Source organism: Scytonema sp. HK-05 (assembly GCF_963872035.1).
GTDB lineage: Bacteria > Cyanobacteriota > Cyanobacteriia > Cyanobacteriales > Nostocaceae > Kalymmatonema.
Genome location: NZ_CAWMYC010000104.1, coordinates 65,311 through 90,557 on the forward strand (window position 1 = coordinate 65,311; position 25,247 = coordinate 90,557).

Below are 25,247 nucleotides of genomic sequence, written 5' to 3' on the forward strand. Positions count from 1 at the left end.
AGCTGCTGTAATACCAATATCACGTCAGGAGTGCAATTTGTTCCCTAAAGTAACGGTGTCGGGGAATAGAGGGAAATCAATTCAAAATGTAAAATTACACATTAAAAATTGTTTTTTTCATGTTGACTTTTGAACGTTTTTACACATTTAGACCCTGACATACCTTTTTGCTTAACTGAACAACAAGATTCCCAACTTCTTCAAGAAGTCGGGAATCTAAACCTTAGACGCTTGCACTAAACGTTTAAACACTCAACTGTACCTGCGTTATACCCTGGCGCATTTCATACTGTCGCTTCAACCAAGACTGCTGAATTATTTTACGAAGTAAAGGAGCAAGTTGAATCAACAGCCAACGCATCAGTGCATTTTTTCGCAGTTGTTCGCCTTGTGCGGCTTCTTCCATTTGGAGTTGCTGAATGCGGATAATTTCTGGTTCACGTTCTGCTTGAATACGCGCTAGTGCTGCGTCAATCTCTTCGTGTGCAGTGCCTGTATGAAACAGGGGTACAAGATGATTAGCGGCGACAATCACATCACGCAATGCGACATTAATTCCTTGGGCGCGGACGGGAGACATTGGGTGTGCAGCATCACCTAGAAGCAACACTCCTGGCGCGTGCCAGCATGGACAACGACCAACCACAACTGATAGCTTAATGGGAGTTTCGATGGTGTCTGCATGGCTACGGAAATGCTGTGCCATCCATGAGGGGGATAGCGATGCAAAAATTTCTGCCCAGTTCGCTTGCTTCCAGTCGGTTTTGTCGTCTGTGTCATCTGCAAATACTGCCCAAGCGAGATGTAATTTCCCTTCCTCTGCCCCATGAAAGATGCTAAATACATGACCATCATTAACGATGGAACAAAATACATTGTCTGCAGCAAACCTCGGACTGGCAGCAAGTTTGAACCAGAGAACATCCACATTATTTGGCTGAGGCAGCAATTGTAACCCTGCCCGTTGTCGTACAACCGAACTCCGGCCGTCTGTACCAATCACAAGTTGAGCGGAAATTTCGCGTCCATCGCCCAGTTTCACACCTGCAACTCGATTATTGATCCACAATAAATCTTTTACAACAACACCTTGTATAAATTCAAATCCAGGGTAAGCTTGAGCTTCCTTAATCATTGCCTCAAGTAACGGCGGTTGCGACACCAGTGTACAGGGTTGAGGTGCACCCATTGGCTCTTCAACTCGAAACAACTGCTTTCCATCAAAAATGAACTCCCATGCATCGAACTGTCGATGAGGAATACGTTCCAGTATCGCGGATAATCCCATTTGCTCAAGTGCATCCAACCCACTCGGCATTAACGCTTCGCCGCGAAACACTCGATGAAAATCCTTCGCCGCCTCAATCAATGTCACTGCAATACCGCGTTTTACAAGAAGTAAGGCAAGTGCTGCACCAGTCGGACCTGCACCCGTAATTAAAATCTGTGTCATAACATTCCCCCTGTATTTATTAAACAAGACTGCACTCGTTAATGTTTATGAAAAAAAACCACAGATGTAGGCGTAAGCCGTGCCGTAGGCTACACAGATGCACACAGATAAATCATCTTTATGAGCAATGCCCACCCTACGATTTGTGGTTTAATATTTGAAAAGCGCTATAAATCTTCCATAGCTTAACCCTTCCCTCCTGTAAACGTCACACTTTCAATAAAATACCGATTAAAAAATGCGTAAATAGCCAAGGCTGGCAAAGTAAACACCATTGAACCCGCCATAATATAGTTCCAATAACTAATAAATTGACCTTTAAAAGTATTCAATCCTAAAGGAAGAGTAAACATTTCTGGGTCAAACAGAATAACTATAGGTAGTAAGAAATTATTCCAACTCCCCATAAATACAAAAACTGCCTGTGCTGCTAATGCCGGTTTTGCTAAAGGTAAAACAATATGTCGGAAAATGCCCCAAGTATTTAATCCATCCAATTGAGCAGCTTCTTCTAATTCCTTGGGGAAATTTACGAAAAACTGCCGCATCATGAAAATGAAAGTAGCATTGACCATGCTAGGGACAATCATTCCTTGATAAGAATTTAGCCAGCCTAAAGCTTTCAAAATTAAAAATGTGGGAATGAGCGTTATTTGTGCAGGTACTGCCAATACTGCCAAAATGAGAAAGAACCAGAAGCGCTTACCTCTAAAGCGCAGCCTTGCCAAGGCATAACCTGCCATTGAATTGAACAACAAGTTTAATAAAGTAACGCTAATGGCAATAAATACACTGTTGAACAGCCAGCGGAGAAACAGCGGTTCTTGGAAAAAAATTTGTTTGTAGTTGTCGAGAGTAAAGTTTTTGGGGAAGAAATTAGGTTCTCCGCTGACAATTTCAGAAAGTGGTTTAAATGATGCTGAAAGCGCCCACAAAAAGGGAATGAAGGTGATAACTGCATATAATGTCAGCAGAATGTATAGCAGCGCCTTCCAACTTAAAAATAGACGTGTCTTCATTTTTGTGATGTGTTTGTCCAGGGTTATGTTTCTCCTTAGCATCACCCAGTTTCAAAGGATAAGAACTGATGAGTTAGGGTGTTCAACAACATAAACACACCTTAAATATTTTTGCTCATAATTTCTCTCACCCAAGCTCGAAAAGCTCTCATGGTCTTGTTTCTACCCACAGTTTTGCACTGCTGGAGATATTCAGGAATGACTTGCTGGAGGGGAAAATTAGGGAAGGTTGGGCTAGACGTAGACTCAATATATTTACCGTTTTGCAAAACATTAATTTGTAATTTGCTTTTTTCAAAGCGCCACAATTCGGGTACTGCTAATGCTTCATAGATACTAGGGTGAGTACGGGAAGATACATCAATTTCTAGCGCTAAATCTGGGGGCGGGTCTACTGTTAAGTCGAGTCTGTCTCTGCCTCGAACGACTGCTTCATTTTGGATATAAAAACAGTTGTCAGGTTCGATGCCTTTGTTCATTAATTGATTTTTAAAAGTTGTAGAACCTAAAGGCAAAAATTCAATATCTAGTTCTTCAAGGAGAATTTCTACAAAGTTACTAATAAAGACTTTATTAATTTCATGCTCAGGTAATGGTGTCATAATTTCCAGCATTCCATTTTCATAGGCTACCCTGGCGGCACGATGTTCTCCTAATTCTTCTAGAATGGCTTCAAATTCTTGCCAACTCACATCTCTTAACAGTACTTTCTGTCCTGGTGGGACTTCTAATCGCTTCAGTTCTAATAACATTTTTGACTCCATTAAAAATAAACAGCTTTAAGCTACTCTCTTCGGTGGTCTAAGATTACCTATAGCCTATAGTGATTTACTCCTGTCTCTGTGTCCTCTGCGCCTCTGCGGTTAAAAAATAGGTATTCTTCTGGCGGGAAGGGAGTAAGAAGTTTGTATTAAATTTTTTCGCCTCCAAAAAATCGGCGTTGAACCACAGTGACAACAATAATAACTGCTGCCAGCAAAAAGGCGATCGCCGCCGCATAACCCATCTGCAAGTTACGAAATACAGCTTGGTATATCAGTAAAACTACGGTTAGAGTGGCGTTGTTTGGTCCGCCAGTGCCGTTAGAAAAAATGTAAGATTGGTCAAATAGCTGAAATGTACCAATCACTCCCATCGTTATCACAAAAAAGGTCACAGGTCTGAGCATGGGAATAGTAATATGGACAAACTGTTGCCAACCATTTGCCCCATCCAACTCTGCTGCTTCGTAGAGTGAACGAGGAATGTCCTGTAACGCCGCTAGGTAAATCACCATATAAAACGGTGCAGTTGACCAAATATTCATGAGCATGATGCCTTTAAGCGCAACTGCTGGATCTCCCAACCAGTTGTAAGTAGGTAGCCCTACAAAAGCGAGAAAATCATTCAGCAACCCATTGGTGTTGTAAATCCACATGAAAATCAGCGTCAGGACGGCTGAAGAGGTGACTGTCGGCAAAAAGTAAAGGATACGCCACCAGTTTTTCCCGCGAATGCCAGAATTTAACGTCACAGCCAGAATTAAAGCTAGAACTGTTTGGCTTGGCACCACAATTGCAACGTATTGTGCTGTATTTCGTAAAGCAATCCAAACCCGTTCATCTTCAACTAGTCGCGTGAAGTTGCGAAAGCCAATAAATTCGTACTTAATACTGCCAAGAAGTTGAACTTTGTGGAAGGAAAGAAAAACAGCCCAGAGAATGGGTAGCACTACAAACGTACCTAACACCAATATGGTTGGCGTCATAAACAGATACCCAGCCAAGTCTTCTGTTATGTTTGACTTGGCGTTTCTCCGTCGCCTTCTAGTTTCAATCACAAATGCACCTCCGAACTTATCCTGCACCAACATAGCTGTAGCGATCGCTGCTGCATGATTATTTATCGTAACTCGTGAGAGGAATGTATTGATTACCAAACTATAGAGCAGGTTTTCAAGCTAGTATTTTTCAATTTCTAGCGGTTCTGGTGTTGCGTAGATTACGGGTAGGGGCATAGCAATGCTGTGCTCCTACAATCCTACTTGTCTAATATTGAACAATTATTTATTTTGTTTCATTATTAATAAGTTTAAACACAAATATAGTATTATTTAACAAATAGATAGTTATCCTTTATATCTATTTTTATTTTTATAAAAACTAACTAATACCAATTCTTTATGAAGATGCATATAATATTAAAAAACGAACCGCTAAGACGCCAAGAGCGCCAAGAATGGAGGTTATTTATTTAGTGCAGCTTCACATTAAATTGGTAGAAATAATTATTAACCAAAAATAGGAAATATTCTTATTTTTCTTGAAAAGTAAAAGTTTGTTGAGAAAAAGCACTCTAACTAATAGGCATATAAATGTATTAGTCTTGATAAATTTAAACAAATCTAAATAAAAATAATAGCTAAAGAAATATCAAGCTCATCAAAAGATTTCTCATTGTAATTGAGTAGTGATATTTTATAGCCTTTTGCACAAATGCACAATTTATCGAATCAAGAATCAACGTATTCTTGATTTATAATTATTTATGTCTTTTCTGAAGAAATCAGCTTTTAGCTTTGCAGCTCTTACTTTTTGTTTTGCTGTTATTTCTGAAACAAAACCAGCTGCTGCTACGATGGTTAGTGTAATTGCCGACGGTCTTGATAACGTCAGGGGTCTTAGCTTTGGTCCTGATGGTAGTCTCTACATCACTGAAGCGGGTGTAGGGGGAGATCAGTTTTGCAGTACATCATTTACTATGCCAGATCGGCAAGCTTGTGTTGGTATAAGTGGTGCTGTAACAAGAATTAAGGACGGTAAGCAAGAACGTGTGATTACAAATTTGCCGTCTTGGGCAATATCACCCACTGGCGGTCAGGGAATTGGCGCTAATGACATCCAATTTGATGCAGCTGGAAATGCTTACCTTCTCATTGGTCTTTCTAGTGGTGTAAATTACAACAATACACCCTTAAATTCTCCGAATTTTGGAGAGCTATATAAGGTTGACTTTAACACCGGTGCGTTGACAAGTATTGCGGATATTTCCAGCTATGAATTCGCCAAAGATCCGACTGTGCTTTTACCTAATGGTGCTGTAGGTAGCAATCCTTACTCTTTTACAATTGAGGGTGATACTGCTTATATTGCAAATGCAAATAGGAACGAGGTTTTAAGTGTAAACCTTGATGGTAGTAATTTAAAGACGCTTGTTGAGTTTCCCGATCAAACCATAACTACTCCCACGCAAGAGATTAAATATCAAGCAGTACCCACAGGTGTCGCAATTGGTCCGGATAAGGCTTTATATATCAGCCAATTAACAGGTGTTCCTATCCCAGAAGGTAAAGCAAATATCTTTCGTGTTAGAGAAGATGGTAAAGCAACAGTTTATGCTGATGGCTTTACGCAACTCACTGACTTGGCTTTCGATACTGAAGGCAATTTGTATGCCTTACAATTTGCCAATGAGGCATTTTATAAGGGGAATTTCGATGGTTCATTGATCCAAATAGCTCCTGATGGAACTCGTAGAACTCTCCTTAGTGGTAATGGATTAGAGTCGGCTACTGCTCTGACTATAGGTCCTGATGGTGCAGTTTATGTTTCCAGTAAAGGCGATCGCCCTAAAGTTGGACAAGTTCTGAGGATAGATCCAAAAGCAAAAGTTCCTGAATCAAGTTCTGCATTGGGCATACTAGGGTTTGGTGCTTTAGGAGTAGGTTCGCTTTTAGCGCGCAAACGCAGATAGATGTAGGTAAACTATGGACAATGCCCACTCAACGAGCATTACATAACTGCTTGTGTATCAATTCAGTTGCAGTTTAACCAGGCTTGACTAAAACAAAACTGAAAGAAATGTCAAGCCTATCAAAAGATTATTCATTGCATTCGGCTTTCAGGATTCTATACGCTGTTACTAAAAATACAGAGTTTCTAAACACAATTTTCATATTCAAACAATAAGCCTCTGTATGAGGTTGGTACGCATTGCCATCCTTACGGTAGATGTTTTTTTCAGTCAGTTAAAAAGCGACCTATAATTCTGACGCCTGATTGCCGTATGCGTTTATCTCTACTTTCTAAATCAGCTTTTAGCTTTGCAGCTTTTACTTTTTGTTTTGCTGCTGTTTTTGGAACGAAACCAGCAACAGCTGCATCGTTTAGTGTCGTTGCTGACGGTCTTGATAATGTACGAGGTCTGAACTTTGGTCCTGATGGTAGTCTCTACATCACAGAGTCAGGTGTAGGAGGAGATGGGCGATGCATTCCAGGACCTAGTTTGGAGGGTCTTGATTCATGTGTTGGTACCAGTGGTGCGGTGACAAGAGTTAAGGACGGTAAGCAAGAACGTATACTGACAGGGCTACCGTCTGTCGCATTAAGACCTGTTGGTGCTACAGGTGAAGGTCCTCAGGACATACAATTTGATGCAGCAGGAAATCCTTATCTTCTGATTGGATACGGTGGTAATCCCACCATCCGGGATTTTCCAGAAAATTCCCCAAGTTGGGGACAGCTCTACAAAGTCGATTTCAACACCGGTTCGTTGACAAGTCTTGGTGATTTTGCAAGATATGAATTGGCTAATAATGCTGATGGGGAGGCTGTACTTGACACGAGTGGTGAAATAGCTAGTAACCCCTATGCTCTTGCAATTAAGGGTAATACTGCTTATGTAGTGGATGCAGCTGCCAATGACATTTTAACTGTGGGACTTGATGGCAGTAATTTGAAGACTTTTACTGTGCTTCCCAAGCAAAAGATAACGAATCCTGTCTTCCCAACTCCTGGACCTGGACAGGTGCTACCTCCTGACGCGCCACCACCTGACCAAATACCGGAGGAAGTGGAAATTCAATCAGTCCCTACAGGTGCCGCATTTGGTCCTGATGGTGCTTTGTACGTCAGCGAATACACTGGTTTTCCTTTCCCAGTAGGTGAAGCGCGGATCTTTCGAGTTGGATCTGATGGTGAAGTCACAGTCTACGCTGATGGCTTTACGCAACTCTCTGATTTAGAATTCGATGCCCAAGGCAATTTGTATACCGTACAATATTCCAATGCACCTCAGTGGTCAGGTGTTGCAGATGCATCTCTTATCCAAATCGCCCCTGATGGGACTCGTACAACTCTGCTCAGTGGGAATGGTTTGGAGTCTGCCACAGCCTTGACAGTTGGTCCTGATGGTGCTGTATATGTGGCAAATAAAGGCGATCGCCCGGGAGTTGGGCAAGTTTTGCGGGTTGATCCAAAAGCAAAAGTTCCCGAACCGAGTGCTGTAATAGGTATAGTCGCGTTTGGTGCTTTAGGGCTGAGAACTTTGCACAAGCGTAAGCGCAAAACTGTAGCAAGCGGGTTGTAGAGACGTTGCATGCGTTGTAGAGACGTTGCATGCAACGTCTCTACATAGACCAACTAGTCCCTCAAGCTGGTTTGTATGCAATGAATGCTATATGAGCCTTGGGTAGATGGAATTGACCATAACTCTGGGTTGTTTCAACCTCAAAGCCTACTTGACGAAGCTTTGCTGTCACATCTGCCGCTTTGTATAACTGCTGACGGTGGACTTCGTCATCTCGTCTGTAATGTTCACCCACCTTGCGAAAGGTGATGATTCGACGAGTTAGTATTTTGCTCTCTGGATTTTCTTCTTTGTCAACGAGTACTACCCAGTCCTCTCCTTCGGTAAAGTTCTTGCTTGGGCTTCCTGGTGTCACTTGTCCCGGTTCTGCAATATCGAAGATGAAGACACCTCCAGGAGTTAACGCGTTATAGATGCGGTAGAAGAGTTGAACAAGCGTTTGGCTATTGTTGTCTGGATCAAACAGGTAGTTGAGACATTCACTCAGAGAAATGACAGCATTGCATGGCGGAATCTCAACTTTGAACAGCGATTCGACCCGAAACTCGGCATCTGGTACTCTTGTTCGTGCAATTTCAATCATTGACTGTGAGATATCGATTCCCAGAACTTTGTAATGAGCCTTTGTAAATTCTTGAGCCGATAATCCGCTTCCGCACCCCAATTCTACTATTAGACCTTCCGGTATTTGACTACGGTTTAGGATTTCCAAAATGCCCGAAGCAGATTTGAGCGCCCAATCACCGAAACCGACATCATGAATAAACGCGAGGTCTTGTTTGTACCACTCACTCATATTTACTCCATAGCGATGGCACAAAGTGCCCGCCAGAGGCGATCGCCTTTATCAGTTCATTTGCCTCATCCTGCGCTTGCTGCATTGCCTGTCGTAGTGGTTGCTGTCCCAGCAAGGCACTGACAAACTGGTTGTCAAAATTGTTTATAATCGCCGCTGGATACTCACCTGCTTGCCAAGGCATAGCATAATCTACCCCTGCCACAAGTGCAGCCCGTAGGGAATCTTGGTCATAACCTAATTTCTGAGCCACAGATTTACGCGATGGCAAAGCAAACCCTGTTTTCGTCCACTTTGTCATACCTTCTTTACCTGTAAGATAAGAAATCAGCTTCCAGGCTTCGGCTTTGTGTTGGGTTTGTTTGTTCATCACGTAGGCGACAGTGAATACCATAGTGCCTTTCTTATTATTAATGCTAGGTAATTCTGCGGTTGCAAACTCCAGATTGGGAAAGGTTTCCGTTAGGTAGGGAATTGCCCAATTGCCCTCAATCACCATTGCGACTTTACCTTGACCAAACATTTCGCTGCCTGAGTTTGTTCCAACATCAGATTTTTGAGCGGAGGAACGGTCTTTTTGATACTGATCTACCGCCAACTGTAATCCTTGCAATCCGGCATCACTGGCAAAGGCTGCATAACCATTCTGGTCTACAAGTTGCCCACCAAAAGCTTTGATTTTGTAAGCTTGACGCGCTAATTCAGGGATTTCCCCGAAGCCATATTGGTCAATTCTGCCATCTCGGTTATGGTCTACGGTCAACTTCTGTGAGTAGGTGCGTAATTCCTCCCAAGTTTTTGGAGGTGTGGTTAACCCTACAGCAGCAAAAGCTTTTTTGTTGTAAAACAGAGCAAGTGTGGAATAGTCCTTGGGCAGACCATAAATATGATTACCGTACTTGAAGCTATTGAGTAGCCTTTGCTCAAAATCAGCTAGGTCAAATTCGGAGGTAATATATGCATCGAGTGGTTCTAAAACATTCTGGCTCATGAAGAAAGGAGCCTCAAAAACATCTAAATAGAAGACATCCGGTGCAGCTTCACCAACTAAACGGGTTTTAATGACATCCATGTATTGGTCGTTGATGACCTCATGTCTGACTTTGATACCTGGGTGCTGTGCTTCAAAGTCTTGTAATACCTGTTTCAAGAGTTTTTGCTCTGCTGGGCTAGCTATCCAACCACCAAGTTTGATGATTACAGGAGTTGGTGGTGAGACGCTAGGATTGGGTAGGTTGTGACAAGCAATCACCGAGAGGGCGATCGCTACTAACAGTCCCAAAAATTTCAACAATTTAGTTCGCATCACGGCTAGATAAAAATTCTGTCACTTTACATACTGTTTTTGTAGCTTAGGATGAAATTTCTTTGTTATCTAAATTTTTGTTGAGAAATGCAAGTTAGAATAACAAACGATTACCCACACAGTTAGAGATGTTTCATCTACCTGTAGATGTAAATTATGGATTCTATTTCACTTGAAATGACTGCTTCTGAAATAACCCAGATTACAGTTTCCCAAACAGCACCCTCTCCTACCTCAAAACTCAGCCCACGGCTCTCTAAGGATGGTATTCGCACCAGCCTAAAAGCTTCAACCGTGGATGCTGTGTTCGCAACGTTTATGAATATTACTTGTAGCGGGATTTTGCTCAGTAATTTCCTGGTAGAGTTAGATGCCAGTCCCGTGGTTTTTGGGATGCTGTCTTCTATCGCGATGATAGTAAATCTCATCCAGCCTTTGGGTGCTTACCTGTCAGAACGCACAACCAGTCGCTTTCGGTATTCCTTGTTGACAAACGGGACTAGTCGGTTACTCTGGCTACTTCTAGTCATTGGCATTGCAGCCCTAAGCTTAGGACGGATTAATTCTCACCAAGTGGTGATGCTGGTGCTGGTGATTGTCTTGTTAACCAATCTAACGGCAGCATTCGATAGTTCATCATGGCTGTCGTGGATGGCAACCCTCGTACCTCGGCGATTGCGGGGGCGGTATTTCGGATTACGTAACAGTCTGGCTAGCCTAACCAATTTGGTTTGTGTACCTTTAGCGGGTCTAGCTGTCTCGAAATGGCCCGGTGGGACTCTACAAGGTTATGGCGTGGTGCTGTTTGTGGGTGTCATCTCAGGGATGATAAGCTTGGGGTGTCAGTACTTCCAAGTGGATGTGAACCCACAGGAGCAAAACGCTGCTGCCATGAAATCTTCTGCCCAAAAGGCAGTTTCTGATGATGCAAATAATGCTGCAACTGCTGAAGACAGCATCTGGAAGAACTCTAACTTTTTAAAGTTTCTGCTGTATTTCAGCTCGTGGATGTTTGCTGCTAACCTCAGCCTCCCCTTCTTCAACATGTATATGCTGGGCACGCTCAATTTAGAGGTAAGCTGGGTAACTTTCTATGGTAGCCTTCAAGCGGGGGCGAATCTGCTGATGCTCATCATTTGGGGCAGGTTAGCAGACAAAATCGGCAATCGTCCAATTTTGCTTGTTATAGGGATGGTGGCTGCAAGCGTACCGGTGCTATGGCTGGCGATTGGTGCTAACCTTATTGATTCGTGGGATTTGTGGCTGTGGTTGCCGCTGATACACATCTTTATTGGAGGTAACTGGGCAGCACTTGACTTGTGCAACAACAATCTGCACATAGAGGTGACACCAGTTAAAAATAAATCCATCTATTTCGCGACTACTGCTGCAGTTGGCGGGGTGAGTGGTGCTCTAGGTACCACCATAGGCGGTTTCGTCGCAGAAAATCCTTCCTTTGGAGGCTTAGCAGGATTGTTCGCAGTCTCTGCCGTATTCCGACTTGCAGCGCTTGTCCCGCTGATGTTTGTCCAAGAACCGGGAAGACAATCTTTCACCCAGATGGTACAAAGTCTCTCGATATTTCGCAGAAAGGTAGTTGAGAGTTAGACATTAGCCTGGTTGGCAGACATACAGTGACTTATTGGTAGTTGATGTCATATGTACGTCAAATGACTTATAAGATTTAAAAAGTTTTGTAAAGATTAATAAAGCTTTGCGTAAAATTCCCGCTTAGTAGCGATTAGAGTACACAGGTTCTTGATTGAATCTATAGCGGTTTGCATTTGCATACACTACAAACCGCATGGTAGGGGCACAGCATTGCTTATACGTGTCAACAATCACGTTTAACCAATTGATTCGACGTTGGTTTGACCCCACCCCCAACCCCTCCCCGCAAGCGAGGAGGGGCGAATACTGCAGTTGCATAAAGCTTGCACTCCTGAAGTCAAGAAGTATGTATAAACCTGACGTTCACTAATTGTGGTTGACTGAAAAAAGGTACAACTGCTACCAACTGCTGAAGGGTGCAATGTCCAAGATGAGTAATAGTTTGGGTTGGTTCTTAGGGATTGCGATTGGCAAAGCCACTGCCCTCTGGGCAATCGCTGGTGTCAGCGTCTGTGGACATTATCTCCCATGCATCTAATGCCAATGCTTTGAGGTCTACTCCTACCAGTTGCCCTAAACAGTGAAATAGCGGTGATGGGGTGTGAACGCTTCATTTAACCCCACCCCGGTTTGTAAGAGCGCCAAAACCGCCCCTCCCCGCTTGCGGGGAGGGGATTAAGGGGAGCCAGCGCCCTTTGGAGGGTTTCCCGACCTAGGCGACTGGCGTGTGGGGTTAACCAACGTGGGATAAAGGTTTGAACATGATTGTTGACACGTATGACCATTGCTGTGTCCGTACAAACTTTTCCCTTTTCTCCCCACCCCCCCATCTGCCGTTACTCTGCAACGGTAGAACTCAAACTTCTTGTCTCCCAAACGACCATATTATGAGTTGTCGTTGGTGCCGGTGGCTGGTGCAAAGCAATCAACTGTGCTAGAGTTTTCTTTAGCTGAGTACGAGGCACAATATCATCGACAAAACCGTGCTTTAGCAAATCTTCCGCACTTTGAAAATCCTCTGGCAGTTTTTCCCGTAGGGTTTGCTCAATCACTCGCCGACCAGCAAAACCAATGGTAGCTTTCGGTTCTGCCAAGATGATATCGCCCAACATGGCAAAACTAGCCGTCACACCACCTGTGGTGGGGTTCGTCAAAACGGGGATGTACAGTAACCGCTCTTCCCGATGACGTTGCAAAGCTCCTGAAATTTTCGCCATTTGCATCAGCGAGAGCATTCCTTCTTGCATCCTCGCTCCACCAGAGGTACAAACAATAACCACAGGATATCTTCGCTGAGTAGCTTGCTCAATCAGGCGAGTAAGTTTTTCTCCCACAACAGAACCCATGCTTCCACCCATGAAGCGGAAGTCCATGACGCCAAGAGCAATAGGTAAACCGTCTATTTGACCCAAACCAGTTTTAACGGCGTCTACTAAATCAAGCTTGTCCTGCATTTCCCGCAGGCGATCGCTATAGGCTTTGCGATCGCGAAATTGCAGTGGATCGGTGGGACGCAATTGCTCATCCATCGCTCTCCAACTGTTTGCATCAATCAATTGACGGATGCGCTCATCGCTATCAACTCGATTATGATGTCCACACTCCACGCAAACCATTTGGTTCGCTCTCAGGTCTTTGGTATATGTCAATACACCACAGTTAGAACATTTATGCCACAGCCCATCAGCAATTTCACGTTCTTGACGTTCTAGGATGGTAGATCCTGATTTGCGTCGATTTGCAAACCAATCTAACAGAGATTTTAAACCGCGTGATTCTTCGTTGTTCGCCATTTGTATTTTATTTGAGTGGATAGTATGTCCAAAAGAGGTCAAGCCCCTTTGTTGTCTTTATTCTTTTATCATTAGTCCTTTGTCCATACTAAGGACTAATGACTCATAACTCATAACTACTTATTCAAATTCCTCTTATAAGCAAATCAGACCTTCTGTATACATCTTTGGTTGCCAGCTTAACGAAAATACGTAAACGAATTCAAGTCTCTTGCTCGTCTTCTGGGGGACTTAAAAGGAGTAATGCAGTCCACTTGTCTAGTAAACGTACTTGCAAAGCTGCTGGAGTCCCAGCCCCCAAATACGATTTCACCCCCAAATCAATAATTTTTGTTGGTATATCATGAGAGGCAAGCAGTTGTTGCATTAATTCTGCTTGCCAACGAGTACTTGTTGTTAAGAGAGTGATCCAAGTCACTATGTTGATATTACCAAAAGCTGAAAGATAGATGGGGTGATGAAATTTACAGTTATAGTGTAGCGGGGAATCGAACAGATGAGGGGGATGAGGAAGTGATTTGTTGGGTTGTCTTCTTCTGTGTCAACTGGTTGGGAAAAATAAGCGCAGGTAAGAAGACAAAATAGCCTCGCCGCCAAATAAAGCAATAACTGCTCCTAAAGCAAGAAAAGGACCAAAAGGTATCTTTTGTCCCCATTTTTGAGGCGATAGTATCATACTACCTCCACCTACGATCGCTCCCACCACACAAGCAAGAAAACTAGCAACAAGCAAATACTTCCATCCTAGCCATGCTCCCATCATGGCTGCTAATTTGGCGTCTCCTGCACCCATAGCAGTTTTGCCTAACACAATTGAACCAATGATTCTAATCGCATCAAACAGCCATAACCCCAGCACTGCTCCTACAATCGCTATCTTGAAATGAGCTACCAATCCTAGCCAACTCGCTTCTAATAAAAAACCATAAACCATCTGAAAAACAATTCCCATGACCAAACCCGACTTAGTCAACGGGTTGGGTAATGTCATTGTATCTATATCTATCAGCGATAGCGCTAATAACCAACTGCAAAACGCCCAGTACCCTATTGTAGAGAGCGAAAATTTCAATATCCAAAAAATTAGTAAAAAAATAATACCCGTTACCCCTTCTACCACAGGGTAACGGATAGAGATTTTATTTTTACAATAACGGCAACGCCCTCTTAACCATAGCCATCCCAACACTGGGACATTATCGTAGGGTTTGAGCTGGTTTAAGCAATGGGGACAGCGAGAAGGCGGAAAAAGAATCGATAGCTTAGCTGGTAAACGATAAACGACAACATTTATGAAGCTACCAATAGAAGCTCCTAGGGTGAAAACTATGACACTTGCCTGGACTATGATCAAGGTGTCCATTAAGTCAATTGTCCTTTGTCATTTGTCCTTTGCTCAAAGGTTATAACACTGACTCATGACTCATGACTTGTGACTTAATACATATACGATTCAATTTGATTCAACTGCACGAAACATTCTTCTGGCAAGAGGACTGGTTGATTGGTAAAAATCACCTTACCTCGGTGGTTAAATCGGTTAATTGCGACTCCTGAAGGTTGCCCAGTCATTTCGGGATGTACCTCACAGTAAATGTGATAAATCTGACCAGCGGCTCTGATGACGGCAGGATCAATCAAAGGTGGCTGATTTTTGGGGTTGGTATAGTTTGCTTGTCCTTGTTTTAAAGCGTACACCACTCACTGAATCTTGTTGTAGGTTTGTGTTAATAGTTTATCCGAAAAGTTTCAGCAAATGTTGCCAAAATTGTCGGTTTGAGCCTAGGCAATTATTCGGCTTCGAGGACTTGAATAAGTGCCTCGCCCATAGCACGGCAACCCAGAAGGTTCATGCCCGGAGACATTATATCTCCAGTGCGATCGCCTCTTTGTAAAACTTGTAACACTCCTTGTTCAATGTCATCTGCTGCAGTTGGTTCGTTCAAACCATATCGAAGCATCATAGCGGCACTCAAAACTTGTGCTAAAGGATTTGCCTTATCCTGAAGAGCAATATCTGGGGCGGAACCGTGGACGGGTTCAAACACTCCTGGATTAGAAGCACCCAAACTCGCCGAGGGTAACATCCCAATACTGCCAGTCAGCATAGCAGCCGCATCCGAGAGAATATCGCCAAACAAGTTACCCGTGACGATCGTATCGAACTGCTTGGGAGCGCGTAATAACTGCATGGCTGCATTATCTACATACATATGAGAGAGTTCCACATCCGGAAACTCTTGGGCAAGTTTGATGATGCGATCGCGCCACAACTGAGAAACTTCCAACACATTCGCCTTATCCACAGAACAAAGTTTCCCTCCGCGTTTGCGTGCAGCTTCAAACGCCACCCGTCCAATGCGCTCAATTTCTGATTCGGTGTAAGCCATCGTATTCACACCGCGCTTTTCACCAGTTTCTGTTTCAAAAATGCCCTTGGGCTTGCCAAAGTAAATTCCACCCGTGAGTTCGCGCACCACCAAAATATCAACGCCTTCCACAACTTCGCGTTTCAAGGAAGAAGCATCAATTAACTGGGGCAATATTTTCGCTGGGCGCAAATTGGCAAATAAACCCAACCCCGCACGCAGTCCTAACAAACCTGCTTCCGGGCGTAAATGAGATGGCAGAGAATCCCACTTGTAACCGCCAATCGCCGCTAATAAGACAGCATCGCTATTGCGGCATATATCTAAAGAGGCGGCTGGTAGGGGTTCGCCTGTAGCATCGATAGCTGCACCACCGATGAGTGCTTCAGTGAATTCAAACTGAATATCAAACTTCTTCCCTACGACTTTCAGCACGTCTACCGCCACTGCCATAATTTCGGGTCCAATGCCATCGCCAGGGAGTAGGGTAATGCGGTATTGCTGTGCCATAGTTTCGTTTTAGCTGGGTAAATGTTTAATCGCGCAGAAAATCTTGCAGATTAAATATCATACCTAAAATAACGCGGGAGGCAGATAGCCCCGAAGTACTCCTGTCAAGAAATTAAATGAATTGACAGGAGTACGTGAATCACTCACAATTCCCCTACGCCCCACGCCGCTTTGCGGCGTGGGGCGATTTTATTATTATGTAATTCAAATGACTTGATATAAAAGATTAAGGAACGCCAAGGAAATGAGTAAACACGTGCGTGATAATCTGGACTCGCCCGAGCAGGAGAGGCAAGAGGAGGCGGCGGAGTGGAAAGTTCAGGCTCGACAGCAACAGGCGCAGGAGGAGCAACGGCAAATCTCAGAAGAGCAGCGGCAAACTTCAGAAGAGCAGCGGCAGTCTGCTGAAGAAGACAGGCACTCAGAGGAGAAGCAGCGACAGGGTACTGAACAAGCGCGACACGCTGCAGAAGAAATTAGGCAGGCTAGGGAACAAGCGCGACTGGCTGCAGAAGAAATTAGGCAGGCTAGTGAACAAGCGCGACACGCTGCAGAAGAAATCAGGCAGGCTGCTGAACAAGCGCGACAGGCTGCTGAACAAGCGCGACAGGCTGCTGAACAAGCGCGACTGGCTCAACTGGAGCAAGAGGAGATTTTGAAGGAGATGCGGCAGTCTGCCGAACAAGCGCGACAAGCTCGTAGTAAAACCGAGTAGTGCAGGAAGCGATACTGTTGGTGGCAAGTACTCTGGCAGCTGGCAGAGGTTTGCCCGTAGCGTCAATGGCTGCACTACCAATGAGCGGTTTTTGGAATTCAAAATGTATATCAAACTTCAACAAATTTTTGCGACACAACCAATGTTTCCAAGTTCTTGACATTTGCTGTCTAAAGTTAAATCAACTAAGCCGTGTGTGCGGATGTGTATCTACGGTTTTGAAGCCAAGAATTAAGGAAGCAAGAACATGACAACTCCTAGCCTAGGTGATTTAACAAATAAATCTGTTAATCCAGCTATCGTTAATAGCAGCAGTATTTTAAAGGTCATAAATGACGGTACGACTTTCAAGCAAGACTGGAGACGACAAGCATCTGAACTGCCAAACGACCAACAAACTGAATCTCTAGAGAAAGGTAGCGAATTTTCGGTTTTGTCTGTTGAGCTTTATGAAAATAATGACCAAAGATCTGATGAGTCTGAATATCTAAGGGACTATTGGAAAGTCACATTCAACGACCCAATTCCAACCAAGCAGGGTGAAGCCAAGCAAACCTGGTTTGTTTATAAGACTCATGTAGAATTATTCGGGTATCGCCCTGGTGATGAAACTACGGATTAGGTTGGATGGCTGTTATTTGGATTAATTAGCCGATCCAGGCAAGGCAAAAACTAAAACAGGTTTTTTTAGTGACAAATTGAAAGCCTTGATAGAGGCATGACGCAATTCAAGTTTGTTGATGCTCGCGTGTGAATGGTGTTAAGCGCTCCGCTTTTTGGGGCGCTTTTTGTCACTTGCTGCAGAAATTGAGAGGCTGTTTGTAAATGCTTTGTTGCAGTACAGGCTATCAGGAAAATAAAAAAAAAGTATTTATACGCAATCTTTGGGTTATTTCCTTGTATGTTTGTTATAACCTCTCAAGCAGAGAAAAGTTTATGGAGCTCAATAAGATCAGCCAGGTTGCTATCCAACTGTTAACTGAATTTGGACTAAAGCTTCTAGGTGCGATCGCCTTATGGATCGTCGGTCAAAAATTGATTGACTTTGCATTAAGGCTAGTACGACGTGGTTTCAGAAGCCAGCATGTTGATGCGACAATCGTTAGCTATCTTCTCAATATCATTGGCGTCACGCTAAGAATCGTTCTTGTTGTTGCACTTCTCGGCTTTTTTGGGATTGAAACAACCTCGTTTGCAGCATTATTAGCTGCTGCTGGCATAGCTATTGGTGCCGCATGGGGTGGACTACTGGCAAACTTTGCAGCAGGTGCGTTTTTAGTTATCTTTCGACCGTTTAAAGTTGGTGATTTCATTACAGCTGCAGGTGTCACAGGTACGGTTACAGAAATTGGACTGTTCACAACTTCGATTAATACGCTCGATAACATCTTGACGATTGTCGGCAATAACAAGATATTTGCAGACAACATCCAAAACTTTTCAGCCAATTCTTACCGTCGCGTTGACCTCGTTGCCCAACTCCACCATCGTGTGGATCACAACGATGCCATTCGCCTTTTGAAAGCCAGAATTAGCGAAATTCCTAACGTTATCACAAATCCAGCACCAGAGGTAGATATTCTGGAGTTTAACTTGGCGGGAACCGTACTAGCAGTACGTCCATACACGAATAATGAACACTACTGGCAGGTGTATTTCGACACTAACAAAGCCATCAGCGAAACCTTTGGTCAAGCTGGCTATCCTGCTCCCGAACACCGCTATGCGATTAGTGAAGTATCTCATAATGGAAGTCAGGGTACTCTCTTAACGCCACCTGTCGCATATTAATACTGCGGCAATAAATTCAAAATTTAAGTTTTCAAATAGTTTTTGAGATCATTCCCTTCCAAGTTCGGCATGGAAGGGGATTATTTTGCTTAATTCTAAACAAAAATTTATAGATATAAATTTATATATATTTAAAGTAAAAAATCTGCAAAGCCTAGTAGGAAAATCAAGTTTTCATTAAAACTAGTTTCAATTTCCGAAACAAGCCTGACAAATACTGTAGCCAGAAGCTACGCTGACTGTTATTGAACAATCACAGCAAAACAAACAGGGTAGGCTACCAGACGCGCTAGATGTGGACAGTTCTCTATGTCATCGAAAACTGTGGGTAGAAACCCCGTCCTTCTAGGACGGCTTTACATTTTTTACGATCCATTACCGCCTTGGGGTTACTTGACTCGGTGTACTTTTGTAATGTACTTTCGACGGGACAATTACCATCTCAAATCTTTCACCCCAACGGGAGAGCCAGTTCCCTGCGGAGGGAAACCCTCCTTCAGGACTGGACTCACCTGTACGCATAACGGTTTGCTCATTCGAGCCTTCCCTCGCGGGAGTAATGTTAGCCTCGACAATGTTAACGGTCGGTAACTATATCAAAGACACTGGCTTAACCCTTTAAACCTGTTTAATCCCTGATTTCTAGAGCTTGGAACTGGCTACGCATTCCGAGGTAGGACTTGAACACTTGCCGTTAACGTAGTACTCAAGGTACTTAGTCTGGTCAACTAATCCTATCGGTTTGAGGCGCTTAAGCCCCCTCACCGTAGGGCAGGGGTGTTGACAGTGTCGTGCGCGTTAAAATTTCAGTCTAGATGACTGAATGCAACTCAGTATAATTCCAAACCGCACCAGTAGCTATGACAAAAGAATTGGCAATTCGCACCTGTGGACTGACGAAGCAATTTGACAGACACGTTGCCGTTAATGATATTGATTTAGAAATAGAAGCGGGTGAAGTTTACGGACTGATTGGTCCAAATGGTGCAGGGAAAACGACTCTCATGCGGATGTTGGCTGCTGCTGAGGAACCAACTACGGGTGAGATTTATATTAATGGCGATCGCCTACGACGCGACAAAACCAACCCCACCCTCAAGCGTCGTCTAGGCTACTTACCCGATGACTATCCGCTGTACGACGAACTCACAGTCTGGGATTACCTAGATTATTTTGCCCGACTTTATAAATTACGAGAACCACGCCGCACTCAACGCCTACACGAAGTTTTAGAACTCATACAACTCGGTAATAAACGCAATAGCTTGATTTCCACCCTATCGCGAGGAATGAAACAGCGTTTGTGTTTGGCGCGAACAATTATCCACGAACCCATTGTCTTGCTGCTGGATGAACCAGTTTCAGGATTAGATCCAATCGCCAGGATGCAGTTTCGTGAAATCATCAAAGTGTTGCAAGAAGCAGGGATGACAATATTAATTTCCTCGCACGTTCTCAGTGATTTGGCAGAACTGTGTACCTCAGTGGGAATTATGGAACTCGGTTTCTTGGTAGAAAGTGCATCTCTACAACAACTCTACCAGCGTCTTGCGCGCCAGCAAATTGTCATATCGACTTTAGGGAAGTTAGACGAACTTTTAGGCGAACTCAAAAATAATCCTTTCGTGGAAGAGTGGGAGGTGATGTCTACAAAAAATAGTGTGCGCGTAAATTTTTCTGGAAAACAGGAAGATTGTGCAGATTTGTTGCGATCGCTTGTTAAAGCTGGTGTTCCTCTGACTGATTTTCACTGTACCCAAGAAGACCTAGAAACAATTTTCCTCAAACTAGGTCATAAGCAAGCATCTTGATGAGTCATTAGTCATTTGTAGAGACGCGCTGTTTGAAGCGTCTAAACGACGAACTTTGATGCAAATTGATTCACTTAATTGTGGAGTTTCTTTCAAATGATAATCAACTTTATAGAAAAACTCGGCGATTGGAATCCACAATTGTTACGAGAACTTAAGGGTCGCCTGAAAGTTTTTCCGGCTGTGATAGCGATTGTGACATCTCTACTTGTTCAGTTGGTCGTTTTCCTGTATCAATTGCGGGAACTTCCTGGCGAAAGCTACCCGATGTACGCACAATACTGCAAAATAGGTTTAACTTTTGAGCAAGCAAGAATCAAACTTGACAGAGAACTGTCAATACAATATCAACAGCTGCAAGAACAATTTCGTCGCTATAGCAGTTCTAGTGAGTTCAACCAGGTAAAACTTGAGCAAGTTAAATCACAAATAACAGAAGTAAAATACAAACAACATAATATCCACCAAACCTTAAGCAATCAATTTTGTCCTTTAGACCAAATTGATATGCAAATGTGGTGGCGGGAACATTGGGAATACATATTCCTATCGCTAAGTGTGTTTTTTATTTTCACACTGTTAGTTGCTGGCACGTATTTGCTTATTAATAACTTAGCGACGGAAGAACGGCGCGGTACACTCAATTTTATTCGCCTCACTCCCCAGTCGGAAACGAGTATTCTGACTGGCAAAATTCTGGGTGTTCCCATCTTAATTTATCTAGTCATCCTCACAGCAGCACCTTTACATTTCTTGGCTGGAAGTGCTGCCAATATTGCCACAAGTTACATATTGAGCTTTTGGGCTGTACTAGCTGCTTGCTGCATTTTCTTCTACAGTGCTGCACTGCTGTTTGGTTTATGTTGCCGTTGGTTCAGTGGTTTTCAACCTTGGTTAGGTAGTGGTACTGTTCTATTATTTTTGTTACTAACTCTAGGTTTGGCATCTGAAGGCACAAATATCGTTGACACTGGTTTGTTTAGAATATTCAGTCCCTTGGATATAACCAATTATCTCTTCCCAAAATCGTTCAATATATACAATGGTGGACCGCTAAAACAATTGCAGTTTTTTAACTTGCCAATTGGGAAAAGTATTGTTGGTATTGTGAGTTTGCACTTATTGAATTATGGGTTGTGGACTTATTGGATTTGGCAAGCACTCAAGCGTTGTTTTCGTAACCCCAACTCTACTATTTTAAGCAAAGGGCAAAGTTATTTCTGGATGGCTTGTTTGCAACTTGTCAACTTTGGATTTTACTTTGGGGTTTACCAAAATATCAATGGCATTACTTTATATGATGTGCAAAGATACTTAACGTGGCTATATCCTTTGAATTTGTTGGTATTTCTGGGGTTAATAGCAATTCTCTCACCGCACCGTCAAACTGTACAAGATTGGGCAAGGTATCGACACCAAAATGTGACGAGTAGCAATAGTTCTTCTCGGAAAAACTCTTTGTTAGAAGATTTAATTTGGGGTGAAAAAAGCCCAGCTATTTTGGCAATAGGCATGAATATTGTCATCGCTGTAACCCCTTTATTAGTGGGGATTTTACTTTGGTATCATCCTGCGGAAGTTAACCTTGTTGATAAGATGAAGGCACTTTTGGCTGTAGCTTTGTTCATAAGTTTGATAATGATTTACGCCACTCTCACTCAGCTTATGCTGTTGATGAAAACTCCTAAGCGTGCTTTCTGGGCTATCGGCACCGTAACAGTAGCAATGTTTTTACCACCGATGGTGTTAGGAATACTAGGCATTCAAGCACATAAAATTCCAATTTTGTGGCTGTTAACAAGTTTTTCTTGGGTGGGTATTTCAGAGGCTGCGACTCCCACAATTTTTATGGCTCTTCTAGCTCAGTTGAGCATCTTAGCATTGTTAACCTTCCAGTTGACACGCCAAGCGAAATTAGCAGGAGAGTCTGCTACACAAGCATTGTTAGCAGGGCGATAAATTTTTAGACGAACCGTATTGTGCTATAAGCAAATAAACTTTCCCATTTTTAATTTTGACACATCATTTTACCACCAAAGTTGGTAAAATATGGGAAAAGTTGATTCCAGCAGTTTTCAATTGGCTAGAACACACGGCAGTACTGTAGGGGCACAGCAATGCTCATTGGTGTCAACTTAAGAAGATAAAGCCCAAATTTGTTGGGTGTAAGCGTCAATCTCTCGATGACGCTTACGCCTAGTTTTGACTAATCCAAACAGCTTTTGACGTTCCACAAGATAAGGAACAGCGTCACTGACATCACCACGTAGAACAGCTTGAGAGAAATGGTATAAAGAACGAAAGACTATTTCAGTAGAAATGAGGTCTAATGGTTGATTCAAAGCGATCACCAAATTCGATTTTGATTTGCAAAGCTTGTTGGTAATTACGCCTTGCTTCTTCAAATTCCCGCAAATCTTGGGCTACCATTCCCAAATTGTGGTAGGTGCTAGCACAAGAATAGCGATCGCCAAATTCGATTTTGATTTGCAAAGCTTGTTGGTAATTGCGCCTTGCCTCTTCAAATTCGCGCAATGCTTGGGCTACCATTCCCAAGTGGTGGTAGGTGCTAGCACTTGAGTAGCGATCGCCAAATTCGATATAGATTTGCAAAGCTTGTTGGTAATTGCGCCTTGCTTCTTCAAATTCGCGCAAATCTTGGGCTACCCTTCCCAAGTGGTGGTAGGTGCTAGCACTTGAGTAGCGATCGCCAAATTCGATATAGATTTGCAAAGCTTGTTGGTAATTGCGCCTTACCTCTTCAAATTCGCGCAATGCTTGGGCTACTCTTCCCAACTCGTGGTAGGTGACAGCACAAGAGTAGCGATCGCCAAATTCGATATAGATTTGCAAAGCTTGTTGGTAATTGCGCCTTGCCTCTTCAAATTCGCGCAATGCTTGGGCTACTGCTCCCAAATTGTGGTAGGTGGAGGCACAAGAGTAGCGATCGCCAAATTCGATATAGATTTGCAAAGCTTGTTGGTAATTGCGCCTTGCCTCTTCAAATTCGCGCAATGCTTGGGCTACTCTTCCCAACTCGTGGTAGGAAACAGCTTTCCAAAGTTGTTTTTGTCTTTCTGCTTCACCTTCAAGCGCATCATACAGTTGCAAAGTCTTCTCGTAGGAGATTCTTGCTTGCTGATACTGCTTTGCTGACAGTTGACACCAACCTAGTCTCGCAATTGCTAAGGGTATCTGATAACCCAATTTCCCTTTGATAAATGCAGGTGGGTACTTCTCCAAACGTTGACAAACCATTTCTGCCAACTTCAGGTTACTTTGGTTATCGTTCATCAAATCAAAGTATTTCTTCAAACAAAAATATATGCTGATACTCTCTTGCTTCTCCAAACAAATTTGCAGCGCATTATAGAGATTTTCATACTCCAATCGGCAGAACTCTCTCCCCAATTCCCGCTCTTGCGCGTCCTTTGATTCCATCAAATTGTTGTAAGAACGTGCTAAGTCTTGATAGTGGTTTTTAAATCCCTTCTGCAAAGCTTCACGGGTTTGCTTATCAAGAACCTCTAACTTTGTCTTCAAAAAGTAGGGAAAAACAGGTTGAATTGCCAGCAAGGGTGAATCTTCCTCCCCCCCTCTCCTTGTAGGAGAGGGGCTGGGGGTGAGGTTCATCGGTGAGAGCAAACCCCAGTTAATCGCTTCTTGAATTGCCTCATCAAATTTCTCAAACTGGTAATCTTTGAATGGTTCCAGTATTTGCAATTCCTTAATATAATTATGAATATGACGGCAGTTAATAAACGCACTAAAAGGAGCCAAACACAACAGCAACTTTTGCGCTTCTGGTGAAAGATTGCTGTGGGAATATTCCACACATTTGAGAATACTTTTCGTCTTCTCCTCACTGGGCGTATCCAACTTCACATCAGCAGACTGCAACGCCGCAAGTATTTCCTTGGGTGATTGATTTTTCAAATTCGCCAGCACCACTTCCATCGCCAAAGGATACCCCGCTAACAGTTTCATCAACTGCTGAAAATTGTCGTCTTGGCGGATACTGGGAATACGCTTTTCTGTGACGTGGCGTTGGAGAATTGCTTGTGCCAAGTCAGAACGCGCTTCTTTGTCTAGCCCTTGCAACTCATAAATATTGCTTTTAAAAGTCGTTGGTTGCAACCAATCTTCACGACTGCGGGAACCCAGCACCACCCGCGTTTCTCCCCCTACCAACCGCGTCAAAAAATCTTTGATTTGGTTGCGTTCCGCCTCTGGTAGGGTATTTTGAATCGCCAGGGGTTGCCCAGTCACTGATTCTAAATTGTCCAGAATCAAAATATAGGATTCAGCGCGGAGTGTTTTGAGTAATTTTTGCTTTTTCGCTTCTGGTAGCATCCGATGGAAATTGTCAAACCTATCATAAATTTGGTTGCCAATTTCCCAAATGATTTGCTCTAAATTCCACGCCTTCTCGTCATAGCCAAAATAAAACACATCTTTTGCAAAACCCGTCCTCTGCCACCATTGGCGTAAATATCTCAGCAGGGTGCTTTTCCCCGTTCCCCCCATTCCCTGCAACAGCAAGATATTGTGCCGCAGCAACGACTTTTCAATTTTCAGAATCTCCAAATCTCGCCCGAAAAATCCATATTCCGGCGGCGTGAAGCGATACCTTTCACCTTCAGTTTGCCAAAATTGCTCCTCTTCTTGTGGCGTGAACTACCCAACATCCATCTGAGTACAGATAGGGTGTGGGCTTCCCAATTCAA

At 43.3% G+C, this 25,247-nt stretch carries 20 protein-coding genes and 1 pseudogene; 8 read left to right on the plus strand and 13 right to left on the minus strand.

The window, feature by feature from the left end; genetic code table 11:
* Nucleotides 1-244: 244 nt before the first annotated feature.
* The 4 genes from AACT52_RS19190 to AACT52_RS19205 all read right to left on the minus strand — a co-directional run bounded on the left by AACT52_RS19190 (nt 245) and on the right by AACT52_RS19205 (nt 4,219).
* A complete protein-coding gene (locus AACT52_RS19190; RefSeq protein ID WP_073632894.1) occupies nt 245-1,453 on the minus strand; it encodes an FAD-dependent monooxygenase in 1,209 nt (402 codons plus the stop codon).
* Between the two features lie 185 nt (nt 1,454-1,638).
* Nucleotides 1,639-2,472: a carbohydrate ABC transporter permease gene (locus AACT52_RS19195; RefSeq protein ID WP_073632895.1), complete on the minus strand. Its 834-nt coding sequence runs from the start codon at nt 2,470-2,472 to the stop codon at nt 1,639-1,641.
* A 101-nt stretch (nt 2,473-2,573) separates the two neighbouring features.
* Entirely contained in the window at nt 2,574-3,224 is a 651-nt protein-coding gene (locus AACT52_RS19200) for a Uma2 family endonuclease (protein ID WP_073632896.1), read from the minus strand.
* 158 nt (nt 3,225-3,382) lie between these two features.
* Nucleotides 3,383-4,219 (minus strand): carbohydrate ABC transporter permease, encoded by an 837-nt coding sequence (locus AACT52_RS19205; protein ID WP_443216659.1) that lies wholly within the window; start codon nt 4,217-4,219, stop codon nt 3,383-3,385.
* 779 nt (nt 4,220-4,998) lie between these two features.
* Between AACT52_RS19205 and AACT52_RS19210 the strand changes: the two genes are divergently transcribed.
* Together AACT52_RS19210 and AACT52_RS19215 are read left to right on the plus strand one after the other, a co-directional pair.
* On the plus strand, nt 4,999-6,204 hold the full coding sequence (locus AACT52_RS19210; RefSeq protein ID WP_073632897.1) for a ScyD/ScyE family protein: 1,206 nt from the start codon (nt 4,999-5,001) through the stop codon (nt 6,202-6,204).
* 312 nt (nt 6,205-6,516) lie between these two features.
* On the plus strand, nt 6,517-7,818 hold the full coding sequence (locus AACT52_RS19215) for a ScyD/ScyE family protein (RefSeq protein ID WP_073632898.1): 1,302 nt from the start codon (nt 6,517-6,519) through the stop codon (nt 7,816-7,818).
* A gap of 61 nt (nt 7,819-7,879) precedes the next feature.
* On the opposite strand, the gene AACT52_RS19220 is transcribed toward AACT52_RS19215, so the two are convergent.
* Both AACT52_RS19220 and AACT52_RS19225 read right to left on the minus strand, forming a co-directional pair.
* On the minus strand, nt 7,880-8,614 hold the full coding sequence (locus AACT52_RS19220; protein WP_073632899.1) for a class I SAM-dependent methyltransferase: 735 nt from the start codon (nt 8,612-8,614) through the stop codon (nt 7,880-7,882).
* The gene (locus AACT52_RS19225) at nt 8,607-9,920 is read right to left on the minus strand and encodes an ABC transporter substrate-binding protein (RefSeq protein ID WP_073632900.1); all 1,314 of its coding nucleotides are present in this window, start codon (nt 9,918-9,920) and stop codon (nt 8,607-8,609) included. The genes AACT52_RS19220 and AACT52_RS19225 overlap by 8 nt, the downstream gene beginning before the upstream one ends.
* A 156-nt stretch (nt 9,921-10,076) precedes the next feature.
* Between AACT52_RS19225 and AACT52_RS19230 the strand changes: the two genes are divergently transcribed.
* On the plus strand, nt 10,077-11,528 hold the full coding sequence (locus AACT52_RS19230; protein ID WP_073632901.1) for an MFS transporter: 1,452 nt from the start codon (nt 10,077-10,079) through the stop codon (nt 11,526-11,528).
* 839 nt (nt 11,529-12,367) lie between these two features.
* On the opposite strand, the gene accD is transcribed toward AACT52_RS19230, so the two are convergent.
* The 5 genes from accD to leuB form a co-directional block, all read right to left on the minus strand.
* Nucleotides 12,368-13,324 carry an acetyl-CoA carboxylase, carboxyltransferase subunit beta gene (gene accD, locus AACT52_RS19235; protein ID WP_073632903.1) on the minus strand — a complete coding sequence of 319 codons (957 nt, stop codon included), beginning with the start codon at nt 13,322-13,324 and terminating at the stop codon, nt 12,368-12,370.
* 202 nt (nt 13,325-13,526) lie between these two features.
* Entirely contained in the window at nt 13,527-13,742 is a 216-nt protein-coding gene (locus AACT52_RS19240) for a DUF2007 domain-containing protein (RefSeq protein ID WP_073632904.1), read from the minus strand.
* Between the two features lie 123 nt (nt 13,743-13,865).
* On the minus strand, nt 13,866-14,687 hold the full coding sequence (locus AACT52_RS19245; protein WP_073632905.1) for a prepilin peptidase: 822 nt from the start codon (nt 14,685-14,687) through the stop codon (nt 13,866-13,868).
* Between the two features lie 74 nt (nt 14,688-14,761).
* On the minus strand, nt 14,762-15,022 hold the full coding sequence (locus AACT52_RS19250; RefSeq protein ID WP_073632906.1) for a hypothetical protein: 261 nt from the start codon (nt 15,020-15,022) through the stop codon (nt 14,762-14,764).
* A 92-nt stretch (nt 15,023-15,114) separates the two neighbouring features.
* Nucleotides 15,115-16,203 carry a 3-isopropylmalate dehydrogenase gene (gene leuB, locus AACT52_RS19255; RefSeq protein ID WP_073632907.1) on the minus strand — a complete coding sequence of 363 codons (1,089 nt, stop codon included), beginning with the start codon at nt 16,201-16,203 and terminating at the stop codon, nt 15,115-15,117.
* Nucleotides 16,204-16,447: 244 nt separating this feature from the next.
* On the opposite strand from leuB, the gene AACT52_RS19260 reads away from it, so the two are divergent.
* The 5 genes from AACT52_RS19260 to AACT52_RS19280 all read left to right on the plus strand — a co-directional run bounded on the left by AACT52_RS19260 (nt 16,448) and on the right by AACT52_RS19280 (nt 22,479).
* The gene (locus tag AACT52_RS19260) at nt 16,448-16,918 is read left to right on the plus strand and encodes a hypothetical protein (RefSeq protein ID WP_198940955.1); all 471 of its coding nucleotides are present in this window, start codon (nt 16,448-16,450) and stop codon (nt 16,916-16,918) included.
* Between the two features lie 247 nt (nt 16,919-17,165).
* On the plus strand, nt 17,166-17,540 hold the full coding sequence (locus AACT52_RS19265; protein ID WP_073632908.1) for a hypothetical protein: 375 nt from the start codon (nt 17,166-17,168) through the stop codon (nt 17,538-17,540).
* A 314-nt stretch (nt 17,541-17,854) separates the two neighbouring features.
* Nucleotides 17,855-18,709 carry a mechanosensitive ion channel family protein gene (locus AACT52_RS19270; protein WP_073632909.1) on the plus strand — a complete coding sequence of 285 codons (855 nt, stop codon included), beginning with the start codon at nt 17,855-17,857 and terminating at the stop codon, nt 18,707-18,709.
* Nucleotides 18,710-19,569: 860 nt separating this feature from the next.
* Nucleotides 19,570-20,520: an ABC transporter ATP-binding protein gene (locus tag AACT52_RS19275; protein WP_073632910.1), complete on the plus strand. Its 951-nt coding sequence runs from the start codon at nt 19,570-19,572 to the stop codon at nt 20,518-20,520.
* A gap of 96 nt (nt 20,521-20,616) precedes the next feature.
* The gene (locus tag AACT52_RS19280) at nt 20,617-22,479 is read left to right on the plus strand and encodes an ABC transporter permease (RefSeq protein ID WP_073632911.1); all 1,863 of its coding nucleotides are present in this window, start codon (nt 20,617-20,619) and stop codon (nt 22,477-22,479) included.
* 176 nt (nt 22,480-22,655) lie between these two features.
* Here AACT52_RS19280 and AACT52_RS19285 read toward each other — a convergent pair.
* Together AACT52_RS19285 and AACT52_RS19290 are read right to left on the minus strand one after the other, a co-directional pair.
* Nucleotides 22,656-22,871: pseudogene (locus AACT52_RS19285) on the minus strand (IS4 family transposase); the annotation flags it as partial.
* Nucleotides 22,831-25,080 (minus strand): tetratricopeptide repeat protein, encoded by a 2,250-nt coding sequence (locus AACT52_RS19290; RefSeq protein ID WP_233153996.1) that lies wholly within the window; start codon nt 25,078-25,080, stop codon nt 22,831-22,833. The gene AACT52_RS19290 and the pseudogene AACT52_RS19285, both read right to left, overlap by 41 nt.
* Between the last annotated feature and the right edge of the window lie 167 nt (nt 25,081-25,247).